This is a genomic window from Nocardia sp. Root136 (genome assembly GCF_001427185.1).
In the GTDB taxonomy this organism is placed as follows: domain Bacteria; phylum Actinomycetota; class Actinomycetes; order Mycobacteriales; family Mycobacteriaceae; genus Nocardia; species Nocardia salmonicida.
This window is the reverse complement of sequence record NZ_LMFE01000001.1, coordinates 2,854,832-2,870,629: the sequence shown is the minus strand read 5'-3', so window position 1 is coordinate 2,870,629 and position 15,798 is coordinate 2,854,832. Positions and strand designations below refer to the sequence as shown.

The window sequence follows — 15,798 nt, the reverse complement described above, 5'->3', positions numbered from 1 at the left end:
CGCAGCGTGTGATCGAAAGGGAGTATCGGCGGTCATGGTCAACGTCACCGATGGATTCGGGTCGAGCGTTCTCGGATACCCGAGGATCGGTCCGCACCGAGAGCTCAAGCGCGCGCTCGAGTCGTATTGGCGCGGATCGCTCGAACGCGAGGAACTGCTCACGGTAGGACGCGATATCCAGGAGCGTCAGTTCAACGAGCTGGCCGCGACCGGACTCTCGCAGGTGCCGGGCAACACCTTCTCCTTCTACGACCACATCCTCGACAACGCGCTGCTGTTCGGTGCGGTGCCCTCGCGCTTCAAGGAATTCCAAGAGGGTCTCGACCCGCTGGACTTCTACTTCCTGATGGCGCGCGGCAACCCGGACACCCCGCCGCTCGAGCTGGTGCGATTCTTCGGCACCAACTACCACTACCGCCAGCCCGAACTCGACGCCGACACGACGTTCTCACTGCATCCCGAGGCCCTGCTCGACGAGTGGGACCGGGCGGCCGCCCGCGGGATCGAGCTGCGTCCGGTGGTGCTCGGCCCGGTGTCGTTGCTGCTGTTGTCGAAGGCCGGGCATGTGCCGGGCGAGACCGAGTTCGACACATTGAGCCTGCTCGATCAGCTGCTGCCGTTCTACGAAGAGCTGTTCGAGATCCTCGCCAAGCGCGGGTCGACCTGCGTGCAGCTCGACGAGCCCTGCTTCACCGGTGAGCGCACGCCCGCCGAGCTGGCCGCGTTCGAGAAGGCCTACAACCAGCTGGCGAAGGCGCCGCTGCGTCCGCGCATCCTGGTCACCGGGCAGTACGGCGACTTCGGTGAGGCGCTGCGGATTCTGGCCGCGAGCAATGTCGAGGCGATCGGCCTCGACCTGGCCTCCTACCGGATGCAGCCGGAGGAGCTGGCGGCGATCCCCGGCATCAAGCGCAAGCGGATCTACGCCGGCGTCATCAGCGGCCAGAACGTGTGGCGCGCCGACCGGGTGGTCACGCTGAACTACCTGAACTCGATCGCCGAGGTGTGCCCGGATCTGGTGGTGTCGACCGGCACCACGCTGCTGCACGTGCCCTACGACGTGCTCGCCGAGTACGACATCGAGGGCAACGTCGCCGACCGGCTCGCCTTCGCGAAACAGAAGGTGGGCGAGGTCGTCTCGCTCGCCAAGGCGCTCACCGAGGGCCCGTCGGAGAACTGGCGCAAGCGGCCCACCGAGGTGCACTTCAAGCAGAAGCACGCGGTGCGCCAGCGGGTGTACGCCGTGACGCCTCAGATGCGCGAACGCGCGCCCTACGACGAGCGCGCGGCCGCGCAGCAGGAGCGGTTGAACCTGCCGCTGGTGCCCGCCACCACGCTCGGCTCGTTCCCGCAGAGCGGCAAACTGCGCCAGGCCCGCCACGAGGTGTCCTCGGGACGGCTGTCCGACGACGACTACCGCAAGCTGGTCGAGGCCGAGATCGAGGCGACGATCCGGCTCCAGGAAGACATCGGCCTCGACGTGTTCGTGCACGGTGAGCACGAGCGCAACGACATGATCCAGTTCTTCGCCGAGCAGCTCGACGGTTTCGCGACCACCCGTTTCGGCTGGGTGCAGGTGTACGGCTCGCGGTGTGTGCGCCCGCCGATCGTCTACGGCGATGTGGCGCGGCCCGCGCCGATGTCGGTGGAGTGGACCACCTACGCGCAGTCGCTCACCGACAAGCCGGTCAAGGGCATGGTCACCGGGCCGGTCACGATGCTGGCGCGCTCGTTCGTTCGCCAGGATCAGCCGCTCTACGAGACGGCCGACCAAGTGGCACTTGCCATCCGGGACGAAGTGGTGGACCTGGAGAAGGCCGGGATCGCGATCATCCAGGTCGACGAGCCCGCCATCCGCGAGCTGCTCCCTGCCCGCCCGCACGGCCGCGAGGAGTACCTGCGCTGGGCGGTCGGCGCGTTCAAGCTGGCCACCTCCGGCGTGCGGTCCGACACCCAGATCCACACCCACATCGGCTATTCCGGCCGCACCGAGGTGGTCGACGCGATCGATCAGCTCGATGCCGACGTCACCGCGATCGTGGCGACCCGCTCGATCGAATGGGTCATCGAGGCGCTCACCGAGGACCTCTCCTCCGGCCACGGCCTCACCCACGGCGTCGGCCCCGGTGTGTACGAGAGCCGCTCGGCCCGCATCCCCGATATCGACGAATTCGACGAGCTGCTCACCCAGGCCGCGAATGCCGTGACCCCACAACGGTTGTGGGCCAACCCCGACGGCGGCCTCAAGACCCGCCACTACTGGCAGTTGGAGCCGTCGTTGCGGAACATGGTGGCCGCGGCTCGCCGGGTGCGGCGACGAGCATTGGCCGCGCAGGCGGCTGCCGCGACCGAGGAGTAAGCGAACAGGACAAGGGGCGCACCGGATTCCGGTGCGCCCCTTTTTGTCTGGGAGCGGTACTCGCACGGGTGCAGCGTGATTCGGATCAGGTTCTCGTGATCGGGGGGAGGACGTAGGACTGGTCCAGGACTGACTGCTGGGGCTCGTACATGCGCATGCCGGGGCGGAAGTCGCCGTCCGGGGCGGGGAGCCAGTTGGCGCGGGCTTTGGGGTCGGCGGGCTCGGCGTGGCTGATGGTGATCGTGAGCGCGCCGTTGTCGTCGTAGACGAGGCCGGGGGTGCGGTCGCCGATCGAGTAGCGGTCGATCGGGTTGGCGCACAGGTAGAAGTCCGGGGTCGAGTACATGGTGATCGACCAGAAGGCGTGGACCGGCGGGGTGGGGTCGAGGCGAAGGGTATAGGTGTTCGCGCCGGTCAGCTGCTGGCCGGTGCTGTCGGTGTAGATCATCGCGTAGGCGGCCTCGTAGGCGTGGTTGCCCCAGAGTCCGGCCTTGGCGGCTACGGCGCGAGCGATGATGCGCTGGTTCGGGTCGGTGATCTTGAAGTTCTCGTCGTCGAGCGTGCCGACCTCGAAGAAGTCGATGTTGTAGTCGAAAAGGTGCAGCGTCAACTGCCAGCCGTTCTCTTCGGCGCCCGCACCGCTCTTCGTCGCGTTGCTCAGTTCTTCCTGGCCCTCACCCAATCCGGCGCGCAGCGCGGACGCTCGGTCCGGGTCGAGGGACAGGTAGGGGGAGGCGCCCGCAGTCGTCAGGCCGATCGGCGCGAACGATTCCTGGAGCGCGAGATCGCGCTTCGCGGGAGGAAATGCCTGCGACCAGACGCGGACCTTCTCGAGGAACATCAGGTCCGGCGCGACCGTCGGATCCGGCGACGGAAGTCCGGTCGGCTGTGCGGCTCCGTCGGCGGCTGTCAACGTCAGCGCGTCCTGCAAGGCGTGCACGGCGGGGAGGTCGTTCTCGCCTGCGCAGGCCCAGCGGCCGGCGATCACGCCGACAACGGTGGGGAAATGGATGACCGTCGTGTCCTCGGGGGCGGTACCGGTCCATCCCGGCGGGACCAGGAGGTAGTCGCCCGCGCGGTTTCCGGTGGCCCGCGTGCCGACGTAGGCGAAGTTGTCGGTCCAGGCGTCGATGAACTGCATGACGTAGTACCGATCGCCGGCGTCCGGCACATGGAAGGTCAATGGACCGACTGAGAGGTCGATCAGGGCGATCGAGTACACGGTGTCGTTGTTGATCGAGACGAAGGTCGCCGAGGCGCCGGCGAGGGTGCGGGCATGGGCGAAGTCGTTGAACGGCGTCGCGGGGATATCGCCGATGCCCTCATGGAGCAATCGCTCGATCGAATCGAGGTTGAAGACCAAGGGGAATCCATACAGGTAGGCCTGTGCGGTCAATTCGGGCACGTTCTGATCCGGCATGCGCGCTCCTCGTCTTCGCGTCCACGTCGCGCGACCATGATCGGACCGCGCGACACCAGCATCCGCCGATACTCGGGCGGCGCACATCGCCCGGAGCGGGTGAGATCGCTGCTCGCCGGTTCGGTGGTCGCGCTGGTCAGGCGCGGATCATGGCGCGGGCGCCCGCGGTGAGCTCGGCCGCGGTGGGGGCGTTGTCCGGGTCGATCAGCCACTGCAGGAGCAGGCCGCCGATCATCGTCTGCAGGATCGCGCCGACATTGCTGTCGCCGTTGCCGAAGGCTTCGGTCAGACCGCTCCGGGCCCGCCCCTGCGCGTGGGCGAGTTCGGTGCGCAGTTCGGGCGAGTGCAGTGCCTGGTTGAGGCATTCGGCATTGGCGTGCCACAGCGGCGCGTTCTCGACGAACGAGGTGATCAGGCTGTGCCAGAACGCTTCGAGGCGGGCGGTGGGATCGGCCGGATCGCTCGCGGGCAGTGCGTCGAGGATCTGCGTCACCGCGCTCGCGCTCGATTCCAGCATCGCCTGTTGGAGCAGCTTGTCGCGGGTGCCGAAGTGGTAATTGATGGCCGCCAGGTTGGTGCCGGAGGCGGCGACGATATCGCGCACGGTGGTGCGGGCATAGCCGCGTTCGGCCAGGCACTGCTTGGCGGCTTCCAGAAGATCTTCGCGCGTTCCCACCCGCGCACGATAGCAAGCGGCGCATACGCCTGTTCGTGACATTCGTTTCAAACAAACGTCAGTGACAAGTGTATGAAACGGATGTATGTTTCGACTATGACCTCTCGACGACGTATCTCCCCGTTCGAATCCAGCTTCTTCGGCACCGGTACGACCATCGGCAGCGTGCCGACCGGCGGGATGCCACTGTTTCTCGGCACCACGGTGCACGGCGTGCTCGACCCCGCGATCCTGCGGACAGTGCTCGACGAACTCGCCGCGGCGCATCCGCTGCTGCGCAGTCGGGTGGTGACCGACGACGGCGTGGGCCATTTCGTCCGTGACGACGAGTTCCGGCCTCGGCTCGACATCGTCGAAGGTGGGGAAGCCGAGTATCTGGCGCTGGTCAACGGGCCGAGGGACTGGAGTGACGGGCTGTTTCACGCGTACCTGCTGCGGGCGGGTCTACGTCAGCAGGTCGTGTTGGTCGTCCATCACGGAATCTCCGATGGCAGATCGGGATTCGCGTTGCTCGGACAGATGTGGCGGCACTACACGGCGCACGCGGCAGGTATCGCTGTGCCGGAGACGAATTCGGATCAGACGCTGCCCGAGGCCATGGATACCCGGCTGGCCGAAGTGGTTTCGGTCGCGGCGGCTGAAGCATGGCTGGATGAAATCAGGGCAGGCGCGGCGTCGATGGGCCCCGAGGACGCGCCGCGAACACTGCCCCGCGACGGTTCCGACACCGATCCGCTCGGCCGATTCGCGATGCAGCGCATCGAACTCAGCGCCGAGGAGACCGCCGAACTCGTGACAGTGGCACGCGCCCATGGCCTTTCGGTGACCAGCGTGCTCGCCGGTACGGCGCTGACCGCCTTCCGAACCCGCTTTCCCGAATCAGGCCTCTTGCCGATGTTCTGTGGGTACGCGGCCGACGTTCGCGCGGAATTCGACCCGCCGGTACCTGCCGAGACGGTCGTCAACTTCGCCTCGGGCGCGGGCGTCCTGGTCCACGCGACCGGCGAAACCACCCAGCTCGAACTGGCTCGCTCGATCGAGACCGGCCTGCGCGCCGGCCTCGACCGCCGCGAACCCGCCCACTTCCCCCTCGCCGCCCAACTTGTCAACGACGAACTCACCGCCGCCCTCCTCTCGGCACCTCCCACCATCGCCATCTCCAATATCGGCCGCCTGCAACCCCATTCGATCCCCGACAGCATCGCCTTCGTCCGCGACGACATCTACGCCATGGGCCCGGCCATGCCCCCGAAGCTCACCACCTTCACCATCGGTGGCAGCCTCACCCTCCAACTCGAATACGACACCGCCCTGTACCGCCGAACCCACATGGAAAAGCTCCGCCTGACCCTCGTCGAACTCCTCCAAACCCTCGAGTGACACGGCCGGAGTCCCGCTTGTTCAGTGCGGTCGGTGGGGGGTCAGTTGGGGGTTCCGTGGGCGAGTACTGCTTCGACGGTGCGGGTGGTGCCGTTGGGGGAGGTGACGTCGAGGCGGATCGGGTCGGCGGGCTTGCGGAGGTTGATGGCGGCGCTGAGGGCCTTGGCGGTGGTGATCGAGACGCCGTCGACCGCGGTGATCACGTCGCCGATGGTGATACCGGCCTCGCGGGCGGGCTGGCCGTAGAAGGCCCAGCTCACCTGGGCGCCGGCGGGTCTGGCGTCGATGACCTGCACGCCGAGGGTGGCGGTGGGGCCGATGTGGACGGTGTCGGTCGGGGTTCCCGAACGGATCTGGGCCACGATGCGCATGGCGGTGTCGATCGGGACGGCGTAGCCGTTGGCCGGTCTGCCCTCGGCCCTGGCGTTCTCGCCGGAGGCCGCCGTGATCACCCCGACCACCGCCCCTGACGCGTCTGCCAGCGCGCCGCCGGACTGCCCGCCCATCACCGGCGCGGCGACCTCGACCATCCCCTTCAGCGCCTTGCGGGTCAGGTCGGCGGAGTTCATGGCGACGATCGTCGCGTCCAGATCGGTGATCGGACCGGCGACCGAGGTCGGCTCGCCGCCGTCGCCGCCCGCGTCGCCGATGGCCAGCACATCCTGGCTGATCCGCAGGTCGGCGGAGGTGCCCAGCCGGGCGGTCGGTAATCCGGTAGCCCCGGCCAACGACAGCAGCGCGATGTCGGCGCCGGAGTCGTAGCCGAGCACCGTCGCCTCGTAGACGAGTCCGTTGGCGATATCGGTGACGCTCAGCGCCTCGGCGCCCTTGATCACATGATGACTGGTCAGAATCTGTCCGTCGGAGGTGAGCACGATCCCCGACCCGGCCGCCCCGATGCCGAAACCGGCCGCGTCGACATCGATATTGACCAGAACCGATTCCAGCTGCCCCGCGACCAGCGCGGGGTCCAGCGGCACCAGCACCGGCGCCTGCGCCTGCGCCACGAACTCCGGCTCGACCAGGGCGAACTCCCCGCGATACCCGAGAAACGCGCACACGCCGAGCAGCGCGACCAGCATCGTCACCAGCACTCGTCCGACACGCTTCACAGCACATGTCCTCTCTCGCGAGCCGACCAATCCATTGTGACCGTTTTTCGGCGCACGCCGGTCTCGATACGGACGCGGTCGGGGCGCGGCCTACTTGGCAAAGCACGCATGCGGCTGTAGGCATGTAGCCATGAGCACCGCTGCCGCCTACGCCAAGCCCTCTCCTGACGGGGCCTTCGAAAAGGTCACGATCGAACGTCGTGAGGTCGGTCCCGACGATGTGCTGATCGACATCAAGTACGCCGGTATCTGCCATTCCGATATCCACACCGCGCGCGACGAATGGGGCGGCGCGCAGTACCCGTGCGTGCCAGGTCACGAGATCGCGGGCATCGTCGCCGCGGTCGGCTCGTCGGTGCGCAAGTACCAGGTCGGTGACCGGGTCGGCGTCGGCTGCCTGGTGAACTCGTGCGGGAAGTGTGTGCCGTGCCTGGCGGGCGAGGAGCAGTACTGCTCCAACGGTCCCACCTGGACCTACAACTCGCGCGTCCCCGAAACCGCGCAGCCGGGCGGGTACACGATGGGCGGCTACTCCACCCAGATCGTGGTGGACGAGAGCTTCGTCGTCGCGATCCCCGAAGGCATCGGCCTAGACGTCGCCGCGCCGCTGCTGTGCGCGGGCATCACGCTGTTCTCACCGCTGAAGCACTGGAACGCGGGACCGGGCAAGAAGGTCGCGATCATCGGGATGGGCGGGCTCGGGCACGTCGGGGTGAAGATCGCGGCGGCGCTGGGCGCGGAGGTGACGGTGCTGAGCCAGTCGCTGCGCAAGCGCGACGACGGCCTGCGTATGGGGGCCCACCACTACTACGCCACCAGCGACAAGGAAACCTTCCGTCAGCTGCGCGGCCGGTTCGACCTGATCATCAACACCGTCTCGGCCGACCTGCCCATCGACAGCTACCTGCGCCTGCTCGCCCTCGACGGCACCCTGGTGATTCTCGGCCTGCCGGAGAACCCGATGAGCGTCACCGGGCGCAACCTCGCCGGTTTCCGCCGGTCACTGGCCGGTTCGATGATCGGTGGCGTGGCGCAGACCCAGGAGATGCTGAACTTCTGCGCTTCGCACGGGATCGGCGCGGAGATCGAACTGATCTCCGCCGACGAGATCGACTCCGCCTACGACCGCGTGGTCGCCAGCGATGTCCAGTACCGGTTCGTGATCGATACCGCCACGGTGTAGCTGTCCGGGGCGGCGGTACGCGCGCCGACAGGCTGGTGGGCGCTCGTCCTGGGTACCGTGACATCTGTGGTTGCCCAGGACGAATCCGCTGAACCTGCCGCACGGTCCGGCGACATGAGAACCCTGCCTGCCTTCTGGTCGGTGCGAACACCACCGCGCTGGCTGCCGAGGGCGCTGCTGTACATCGTGCTCGCGGTGGCCGGGTTGATCGCGGCGTTCTGGGTGCTCGGCAAGATGCAGGGCCTGCTGACCGTGCTGCTGGTGTCGATCTTCTTGGCGTTCGCGATCGAACCCGCGGTGAATTGGCTTGCCGCGCGCGGTGTTCGGCGTGGGGCGGGCACCGGCGCGGTGTTCCTGGCCTTGCTGGTGGTGGTCGTCGCGTTCGTGTGGACGCTGGGCGCGCTGCTGGTCAACCAGGTGACCATGCTGGTGGCGAATGCCCCCGACTACGTTCAGGATCTGGTGAACTGGGTCAATTCGACCTTCCACCAGGATATTTCGGGTGACGACCTGACCAAATACGCCTCGGAGTGGAGTTCCACGATCGAGAAGTATCTGGTGGGTCTGGCCGGAAACGTCTGGGGCATCGGCACTGTCGCGATCGGCGCGCTGTTCCAGATGCTCGGGGTGCTGTTGTTCACCTTCTACTTCGCCGCCGACGGCCCGCGTTTCCGCACCTGGGTGTGTTCGCTGCTGCCGCCGAGACAGCAGAAGCATGTGTTGCGGGCCTGGGACATCGCGGTCGAGAAGACCGGCGGCTACATTTATTCGCGGGCCCTGCTCGCGCTGTGCTCGGCGATCGCGCACTATGTCGCGCTGCGGGTGCTCGATGTGCCGTCGGCGTTCGCCTTGGCGCTGTGGGTCGGCGTCGTCTCCCAGTTCATCCCGACCGTCGGTACGTATTTGGCCGGCGCGCTCCCGGTGCTGGTCGCGCTGGTGCACGACCCGATCACCGCCCTGTGGATCCTGCTGTTCATCGTCGCCTATCAGCAGTTCGAGAACTACGTGCTGCAACCGCGCATCACCGCGACCACCCTGGACATGCACCCGGCGGTGGCCTTCGGGGCGGTCGTCGCGGGTGCCGCGTTACTCGGGCCGACCGGCGCTCTGCTGGCGATTCCCGTCACCGCCACGCTGCAAGGTTTCGCGGGCGCGTATGTGCGCCGCTACGAGGTCACCGAAGAGGTGGACGCGCCACCGTCGAAGAAGAAGAAGCGCAAGAAGGCCGAGTCCGAAGCCGCATCCGCCGACGAATAGGCAGCTCATGGCGATCCTGTTGTCCCTGGTGTCGATGTTGTCGACGCTGTTCGGCGGTTTCGTCGCCATGCGGATCGGCGACCGCAAGCACCTGGTTCTCGGCTTGGCCGCCGGGGTGATGTTCGGCGTGGTCGCGTTCGACCTGATTCCCGAGGCGCTCGAACAGACCGACGGCATGTTCCGCGGTATCCCGTATGTGTTGATCGCCGCGGTCCTCGGCTTTCTCAGCCTGCACGTGATCGAGCGGGCGGTCGCCATCCATCGTGGCCACGAGCAGGAATTCGGTACGCACAAGCACGGTTTCGAGTCCGTCGGTCTCCTGGCCGCGGGCGGCCTGATCTTTCACAGCACCCTGGACGGTTTCGGTATCGGCCTCGGGTACCAGGCGGGCGCGGCCGTCGGCATGTCCGTCGCGATCGCGGTGATCTGCCACGACTTCGCCGATGGCTTCAACACTTTCACCATTCCCACCGTCTACGGCAGTGCCCGCAAACGCGCTCTCACCCTGTTGGCCCTCGACGCCGTCGCGCCCGTAGTAGGCGCCGTTCTCGGCACCGTGATCCACGTACCGGAGCACTGGATCGGCCTCTACATGGGCTACTTCGCCGGGTTCCTCCTCTACCTCGCCACCGCCGACATCCTCCCCGAGGCCCACGCGGGCCACCCCTCCCGACTGACCCTGTTGTGCACCCTCTTCGGCGTGGCCGCCATGTTCGTCGTCGCCGCCCTCAGCCACTGAGCAACATGAGGCGCGGCCTGACCGGTCACGGCGCGCGACGGCGGTAGCGTTCGCCGGATGGACACCCTGAACTCGGTGATCGTCGATGTCAACGATGTGTTCTGGAACTGGCTGCTGATTCCGCTGGTCGTCGTGGCCGGGGTGTACTTCACGGTGCGCACCGGCGTGGTGCAGGTGCGGATGCTGCCCGAGATGTTCCGGGTGGTCACGGAGAAGGGGCCGACGGCCGCCGACGGGAAGAAATCGGTGTCGGCGTTCGGAGCTTTCAGTATCTCCGCGGCGGCGCGGGTGGGGACCGGCAATATCGCGGGGGTCGCGACCGCGATCACTGTCGGCGGGCCGGGGGCGGTGTTCTGGATGTGGGCGATGGCCACGGTCGGCGCCGCATCGGCGTTCGTGGAATCCACGCTCGCCCAGCTCTACAAGCGCCGCGAGAACGAGCCGGGGACTTTTCGCGGCGGCCCCGCGTACTACATGGAATACGGGCTGCGGCGTCGTTGGCAGGGGTTGGCGTTCGCGGTGATCATCACGGTGACCTTCGGGTTCGTGTTCAACGCGGTGCAGGCCAACACCATCGTGGCGACCGCGCGGGCGTCGCTGTCGGCGCTGGACGGTGACTGGTTCGCCCTGGTGGTGGGGCTGTGTCTGATCACGCTGCTCGGGCTGGTGATCTTCGGTGGCGTGCGCCGGATCAGCCACATCACCGAGGTGCTGGTGCCGCTGATGGCGATCGTGTACCTGCTGCTCGGCATCGCGGTGGTGGCACTCAACATCACCGACCTGCCTCGGGTGCTGGCCGATATCGTCGGCGGGGCGTTCGGGGTGCGTGAGGTGGTCGGCGGCGGGATCGGTACCGCGCTCGCGCAGGGTATTCGGCGCGGGATGTTCTCCAATGAGGCGGGGCTCGGTTCCTCGCCCAACGCGGCTGCGGCAGCGAATGTCTCGCATCCGGTGAAGCAGGGTCTCGTCCAATCGCTCGGCGTCTACTTCGACACCCTGCTGATCTGCTCGATCACCGCCTTCATCATTCTCACCACCGACCCCGACCTGTCCGAGCGGCGCAGCGCCGACCTCACCCAGAGCGCGCTGCAGGCGTCGCTGGGCGATTGGGCCGGGCACGTGCTCACCGCGGTGGTGTTCTTGCTCGCGTTCAGCTCGATGATCGGCAACTTCTACTACGGCCGCGCCAATATCGAATTCATCACCACGCGTCCACAGGTGCTCACCGCGTTCCGAATCCTGGTGCTGGTGGCCGTCTTCGGTGGCGCGCTCGGCTCGGTGAGCCTGATCTGGAATCTCGCTGATGTGTTCATGGGCGTGATGGCGCTGGTGAACCTGGCCGCGATCATTCCGCTCGGCGCCGTCGCTTTCCGTCTGCTCGCCGACTACCGCGCCCAGCGTGGCGCCGGCGAAGACCCCGTGTACGCGCACAGCGCCGACATCGCCGACCCAGCGGGCGTGCAGTGCTGGCAGGCAACGATTGCGTCGAGCTTGCCCGGTAAACCCACCCAGTAGTGGTAGGCATGGGAAATGGCGAAAACCTGGACCGAACCGGCTGAGATCGCGCTGCGCGCCGACGGTCAGCGCGTCGCTGATCTCGACACCGCGAGCACGCCGGGCTTCACCGGCGGCAAGCGCCTCGGCAAGGAACTGCTGGCCGAACGGGCGACGGTGCTGTCGGTCTTGCAGGAGAAGCTGTTCGCGCACGGTCGCACCGGTGGACAGCACAGCGTGCTGCTGGTCCTGCAGGGTATGGATACCGCGGGTAAGGGCGGCATCGTGCGCCACGTCATCGGTTCGGTCGACCCGCAGGGCGTCGATCACGCGTCCTTCGGCGTGCCGACCGAGGAGGAGTCCCAGCACGACTTCCTGTGGCGCATCCGCAACAGGCTGCCCGCGCACGGTCAGATCGGCGTCTTCGACCGCTCCCAGTACGAGGACGTACTGGTGGTGCGGGTACACGAGCTCGTGCCGCAGGCGGAGTGGGAGCAGCGCTACGACCAGATCAACGCCTTCGAGAAAGAAGTCGTCGACGCGGGCACCACCATCGTGAAGGTCGCCATGTTCGTCTCCCTCGACGAACAGAAGCGTCGGCTGCGCGAACGGCTCGAGCGCCCGGACAAGTACTGGAAATTCAACCCCTCCGACATCACCGAACGCGCCCACTGGCCCGAATACCAGAAGGCCTACCAGGCTGTTCTCGATCGCACCAACACCGATTACGCGCCCTGGTATGTACTGCCCTCCGACAACAAGTGGTACGCGCGCCTGGCGGTCACCGAGTTGCTGATCGCCGCACTGTCGCAGTTGGAACTCGATTGGCCGCCCGCCGACTTCGATATCGCCGAGCAGTTGCGCCGACTCGACGAGTCCTGAAAACGAGCTTTGCGGAAACTCTCAGGTTCGGCCCGCATGATGTTCCCGGTGGGGAGCCAACGAGCGAAAGGCGTGTGACGACGGTGAGCACGGGCAAGAGTCCCTCCGGCAGGAATCCGCTGGCGGCGGCCGAGGCGGCCGACAAGAAGCGCAAGATCGCGATCCAAGTCGGCGTCGCCGCGGTCCTGGTGGCGCTGGTCGCGGCCATCGGCATCGGAATCGCCGTGAACAAGTCCGATTCCGACAAGGAATCGTCGACTACTTCGGCGGCGCAGTTGCCCGCGACGGGCGGGGCGGTCACCGAGACCGGCACGGTCGTGATCGGTAATCCCGATGCCAAGGTCAAGGTGCGCGTGGTCGCCGACCTGCAGTGCCCGGCCTGCAAGCAGTTCGAGGCGGCCAACGGGGAGACACTCGCCAAGGCCGCCGCCGACGGCACCGCGTCCGTGGAGTACCAGATCATCTCCTTCCTCGACAAGGCCTCGACCAACCAGTACTCCTCGCGCGCGGCCAACGCGTCGTTCTGCGTGGCGAAGTCCGATACCACCAAGTACCAGTCCTGGTTGCAGACCATGTTCGAGAAGCAGCCCGCCGAGGGCGGCGCGGGCCTGAGCAACGACGAGCTCATCCAGATCGCCACCGACGTCGGGTACACCGATCCCGCCGTGGCGACCTGCATCAACGACAAGCCGTACAACGATTACATCCAGCAGATCACCCAGACCACGCTGCAGAGCGGCGTGAAGTCGACGCCCTCGGTGTACATCAACGGTCAGCTGAACCAGTCCGACGCGATCTTCACCGAGAACGGCTTGGCCCCCGTGATCGCTGACGCGGCGAAGTGATCACCGCCCCCGCCCGCTCGGCCTGGCTGCTGCTGATCGCCGGGCTGGCGGGCTGGCTGGCGTCGTTCACGCTCACCGTCGAACGGTTCAAGCTGTTCGTCGACCCGAACTACGTCACCTCGTGCAGCATCAACTCGGTGCTGTCGTGCGGGTCGATCATGAAGACCGACCAGGCCGCGGTCTTCGGTTTCCCCAACCCGCTGATCGGCGTCGTGGGGTTCTCGGTGGTGGTGACCCTCGCGGTGCTGTCGGTGGTCGGTATCGGATTCCCGCGCTGGATCTGGGGCGGGCTGTGGATCGGGACCGTCCTCGGCATCGCCGGACTGTGCTGGCTGATCTTCCAGAGCATGTACCGGATCAACGCGTTGTGCCCGTACTGCATGGTGGTGTGGGTGGCCGTGCCGGTGTTGTTCGCGGTGACCACGCAGGAGCTGTGGGGTCGCTCGCGTGGGGCGATGGGGATCCTCGCCGAATGGCGCTGGACCCTGGTGGTGGTGTTCTACGCGGTGGTGCTGCTGCTGGTGTTCCTGAAGTTCCAGGACTACTGGCTAAGCCTGGTCTGAAATCGGCTTGGTGGCGTCCACGTACTGCATGAAACGGTGGACGCGCTGGTCGATTTCGGTCAGGCCCGCCCTGGCGAACAGCTTCGGGAAGATGTCTCGGTCGAACAGGCGCAGACCGCTCAGGCTCGCGGCCAGGCTGCTCGCCGACCCGAAGAGGTTGTCCTCGGCGTAGCTGGTGCTGATCGCGATGCGGCCGCCGGGGGCCAGGACGCGGATCATCTCGCGGGTAGCGACCAGCGGGTCGGGGATCAGGTACAGGGCGCCGAAACAGCAGACGGCGTCGAAGGTTCCGTCGGCGAACGGCAGCGTGCGGGCGTCGCCGCGGACGTAGCCGACGCGAGGGCTCGCGTTGTCGACGGCGGCCTTGGCCAGCATCGGGGCGGAGTAGTCGAGACCGGTGACGAAACCGTCGCGGGTGAGATATTCGCTCAGGTATCGCGTGAAATTGCCTGGGCCGCAGGCAAGGTCGAGCACTTTCATGGGACCGCTCAGGCGCAGCCGATCGACCGCGTCGCGGCGGTCGGTTCCGGTGGTCCGGCCGCTGGCGAGGTAGAACAGCGTGGGTCGCCACGCGTGCTCGTACACCGCCGCCAGCGCCGGGGCGTTCATCGTCTTGCGAGCGAGATTCACTGTCGCGCGACCTCGATGGTCATGCCCGCCTCGCGCAGCCGCGCGGTGAGCGCCTCGCCCATCGCGGAGGCGGGGGTGAGCACGCCCGCCCGCTCGGGCAGGGTGTCGAAGGCCAGGCTCAGGCCGCTCTGGCCGAGCAGCACGGCGGTGGCCTGGTAGCCGGGATCGCCGGTGCCGGAGAAGGTGGCCTGGTACTTGGCGCCGGAGCTGGTGCGGGCGAAGGTCTTCATGGTGAACCAGCCACTGCGGCGGGCCTTTTCGTTGGGGCCGGTGCCGGGCTTGGGCAGGATCCGGTCGAGGAGCTTGCGACCGAGCGAGACGCGTGAGAGGACTGCGCCCGAAGCCATTCCGGCCACGATGCCGCCCGCGATTCCGGCGGCGACCAGCGGCGCGGCGGCCGAGGTACCAGCGTTCATCACCTCGCGGTAGCGGAACTGCTTGCCGTAGGCCCAGCCGAGCAGGCCGTTTGTGCGGCGCACGACCTTGGTGTTGTGCGAGGCCATCACGAACGTGGTAACCCAGCCGTCGAGGCTCGCGTCGATGCTGTCGGCGCGGGCCAGCGCCTGATCGGACTGGCGACCCACATCGGGTTCCATGCTGCGGTCCGGGCTCAGCGAATACGGGTGGGCCAGGATCTTGCCGCGCGAGGAATCGGCCGCGATGTCTTCCATCATCGCGCGGCCGGAGTCGATGGTGCCCCCGCTCGCACCGCCCTTGAGATAGGCGACCAGGGTGGTGTCCTCCAGCTCGCCGGTGTCGTCGGCGATGCTGGCGCGGTAGATCTCGTACACGCTCAGGTCCGACGGAATCGAGTCGTAACCACAGGAATTCACGATCTTCGCCCCCGAGTCGACCGCAGTCTGTTCGAACTTCTCGATGGCGTCGTGGATGAACAGCGGCTCGCCGGTGAGGTCGGCGTAGTGGGTGCCCGCCGCGGCGCACGCGCCGAGCAGCGGCAGGCCGTAGCGCAGGTACGGGCCGACAGTGGTGACCACGACCTTGGTGCGCTCGGCCATCGCCGCCAGCGAGGCCGGATCGCTGGAATCGGCGACGACGAGTTCCCATGTCGCGGCGGCCGGGCCGAGCTCGTCGCGGGTGGCGGCGAGCTTGTCCGCCGAGCGTCCCGCCAGGGCGATCTTGGCGTCGGCCGGGGCCGCGGTGAGCAGGTATTCGGCGGTGAGTTTGCCGACGAAACCCGTTGCGCCGAACAGGATCAGGTCGAACTCGCGGTGCTGCGGCATTGCGCGCCTTTCGAAAA

General features: G+C 67.1%; 14 protein-coding genes. 9 read left to right on the top strand and 5 right to left on the bottom strand.

Annotation, left to right across the window (positions count from 1 at the left end; translation table 11 throughout):
- The first annotated feature begins 34 nt into the window (after nt 1-34).
- Nucleotides 35-2,359 (top strand): 5-methyltetrahydropteroyltriglutamate--homocysteine S-methyltransferase, encoded by a 2,325-nt coding sequence (metE, locus tag ASD42_RS13135; protein ID WP_056814614.1) that lies wholly within the window; start codon nt 35-37, stop codon nt 2,357-2,359.
- 85 nt (nt 2,360-2,444) lie between these two features.
- On the opposite strand, the gene ASD42_RS13130 is transcribed toward metE, so the two are convergent.
- Complete coding sequence (locus ASD42_RS13130) at nt 2,445-3,779, bottom strand: DUF1254 domain-containing protein (protein WP_056814611.1); 1,335 nt, start codon at nt 3,777-3,779, stop codon at nt 2,445-2,447.
- A gap of 136 nt (nt 3,780-3,915) precedes the next feature.
- Complete coding sequence (locus ASD42_RS13125) at nt 3,916-4,455, bottom strand: TetR/AcrR family transcriptional regulator (protein ID WP_056814608.1); 540 nt, start codon at nt 4,453-4,455, stop codon at nt 3,916-3,918.
- 96 nt (nt 4,456-4,551) lie between these two features.
- Here ASD42_RS13125 and ASD42_RS13120 point away from each other — a divergent pair, with 96 nt between their 5' ends.
- The gene (locus tag ASD42_RS13120) at nt 4,552-5,835 is read left to right on the top strand and encodes a phthiocerol/phthiodiolone dimycocerosyl transferase family protein (protein WP_056814603.1); all 1,284 of its coding nucleotides are present in this window, start codon (nt 4,552-4,554) and stop codon (nt 5,833-5,835) included.
- A 41-nt stretch (nt 5,836-5,876) separates the two neighbouring features.
- Here ASD42_RS13120 and ASD42_RS13115 read toward each other — a convergent pair whose 3' ends face one another.
- A complete protein-coding gene (locus ASD42_RS13115) occupies nt 5,877-6,947 on the bottom strand; it encodes a S1C family serine protease (RefSeq protein ID WP_268793517.1) in 1,071 nt (356 codons plus the stop codon).
- A gap of 130 nt (nt 6,948-7,077) precedes the next feature.
- Between ASD42_RS13115 and ASD42_RS13110 the strand changes: the two genes are divergently transcribed.
- From ASD42_RS13110 to ASD42_RS13080, 7 genes are all read left to right on the top strand, one after another.
- Complete coding sequence (locus tag ASD42_RS13110) at nt 7,078-8,130, top strand: NAD(P)-dependent alcohol dehydrogenase (protein WP_056814599.1); 1,053 nt, start codon at nt 7,078-7,080, stop codon at nt 8,128-8,130.
- Between the two features lie 114 nt (nt 8,131-8,244).
- Complete coding sequence (locus ASD42_RS13105) at nt 8,245-9,387, top strand: AI-2E family transporter (protein ID WP_056814596.1); 1,143 nt, start codon at nt 8,245-8,247, stop codon at nt 9,385-9,387.
- Nucleotides 9,388-9,394: 7 nt separating this feature from the next.
- The gene (locus ASD42_RS13100) at nt 9,395-10,126 is read left to right on the top strand and encodes a ZIP family metal transporter (RefSeq protein ID WP_056814593.1); all 732 of its coding nucleotides are present in this window, start codon (nt 9,395-9,397) and stop codon (nt 10,124-10,126) included.
- 57 nt (nt 10,127-10,183) lie between these two features.
- Complete coding sequence (locus ASD42_RS13095) at nt 10,184-11,641, top strand: alanine/glycine:cation symporter family protein (RefSeq protein WP_056814590.1); 1,458 nt, start codon at nt 10,184-10,186, stop codon at nt 11,639-11,641.
- Nucleotides 11,642-11,656: 15 nt separating this feature from the next.
- Complete coding sequence (locus ASD42_RS13090; protein ID WP_056814587.1) at nt 11,657-12,502, top strand: PPK2 family polyphosphate kinase; 846 nt, start codon at nt 11,657-11,659, stop codon at nt 12,500-12,502.
- 74 nt (nt 12,503-12,576) lie between these two features.
- Nucleotides 12,577-13,347 carry a DsbA family protein gene (locus ASD42_RS13085; protein WP_056814585.1) on the top strand — a complete coding sequence of 257 codons (771 nt, stop codon included), beginning with the start codon at nt 12,577-12,579 and terminating at the stop codon, nt 13,345-13,347.
- Complete coding sequence (locus ASD42_RS13080) at nt 13,347-13,910, top strand: vitamin K epoxide reductase family protein (RefSeq protein WP_442938652.1); 564 nt, start codon at nt 13,347-13,349, stop codon at nt 13,908-13,910. Before ASD42_RS13085 ends, ASD42_RS13080 begins: the two co-directional genes overlap by 1 nt.
- On the opposite strand, the gene ASD42_RS13075 is transcribed toward ASD42_RS13080, so the two are convergent.
- Together ASD42_RS13075 and ASD42_RS13070 are read right to left on the bottom strand one after the other, a co-directional pair.
- A complete protein-coding gene (locus tag ASD42_RS13075; protein ID WP_056814580.1) occupies nt 13,896-14,540 on the bottom strand; it encodes a class I SAM-dependent methyltransferase in 645 nt (214 codons plus the stop codon). The two genes, ASD42_RS13080 and ASD42_RS13075, sit on opposite strands and share 15 nt — an antisense overlap.
- Entirely contained in the window at nt 14,537-15,781 is a 1,245-nt protein-coding gene (locus ASD42_RS13070) for a saccharopine dehydrogenase family protein (protein WP_056814576.1), read from the bottom strand. Before ASD42_RS13070 ends, ASD42_RS13075 begins: the two co-directional genes overlap by 4 nt.
- Nucleotides 15,782-15,798: the final 17 nt, after the last annotated feature.

What these genes read in the sequence shown, in the direction of transcription:
- metE (WP_056814614.1), top strand. Translation starts at nt 35, where the DNA reads ATGGTCAACGTCACCGATGGATTCGGGTCGAGCGTTCTCGGATACCCG.
- ASD42_RS13130 (WP_056814611.1), bottom strand. Translation starts at nt 3,779, where the DNA reads ATGCCGGATCAGAACGTGCCCGAATTGACCGCACAGGCCTACCTGTAT.
- ASD42_RS13120 (WP_056814603.1), top strand. Translation starts at nt 4,552, where the DNA reads ATGACCTCTCGACGACGTATCTCCCCGTTCGAATCCAGCTTCTTCGGC.
- ASD42_RS13110 (WP_056814599.1), top strand. Translation starts at nt 7,078, where the DNA reads ATGAGCACCGCTGCCGCCTACGCCAAGCCCTCTCCTGACGGGGCCTTC.
- ASD42_RS13105 (WP_056814596.1), top strand. Translation starts at nt 8,245, where the DNA reads ATGAGAACCCTGCCTGCCTTCTGGTCGGTGCGAACACCACCGCGCTGG.
- ASD42_RS13100 (WP_056814593.1), top strand. Translation starts at nt 9,395, where the DNA reads ATGGCGATCCTGTTGTCCCTGGTGTCGATGTTGTCGACGCTGTTCGGC.
- ASD42_RS13095 (WP_056814590.1), top strand. Translation starts at nt 10,184, where the DNA reads ATGGACACCCTGAACTCGGTGATCGTCGATGTCAACGATGTGTTCTGG.
- ASD42_RS13090 (WP_056814587.1), top strand. Translation starts at nt 11,657, where the DNA reads ATGGCGAAAACCTGGACCGAACCGGCTGAGATCGCGCTGCGCGCCGAC.
- ASD42_RS13070 (WP_056814576.1), bottom strand. Translation starts at nt 15,781, where the DNA reads ATGCCGCAGCACCGCGAGTTCGACCTGATCCTGTTCGGCGCAACGGGT.